This is a genomic window from Leifsonia sp. HAY1-4F (genome assembly GCF_056755275.1).
In genome coordinates this window covers 1-263 of record NZ_JBNDHX010000348.1, presented here as the reverse complement: position 1 = coordinate 263, position 263 = coordinate 1, and the positions used below count along the sequence as shown (strand labels likewise).

1 pseudogene is annotated in these 263 nt (G+C 60.8%); it reads left to right on the top strand.

Annotated elements, in window-relative coordinates:
- Window positions 1–263: pseudogene (locus ACPYOG_RS19790) on the top strand (ABC transporter ATP-binding protein); the annotation flags it as partial.

Genomic DNA, 263 nt, shown 5'->3' with positions numbered 1-263 from the left:
GTGCTGGCCGGCCTCGAGAAGCTCGACAGCGGCGAATTGCTGATCCGCGACACGCCTCTCCATAGCCTGAGCGAAGACCACATCGCCGATTTCTGCGGCCGCAATATCGGCATCGTCTTCCAATCCTTCCATCTCATCGCCAATATGACGGCGCTGGAAAACGTTGCCGTGCCGCTGGAACTCGCCAACAACAGAGACGCCTTCGACATCGCCCGGCGGGAGCTGCAGGCGGTCGGTTTGGGAGAGCGGCTCAATCACTATCC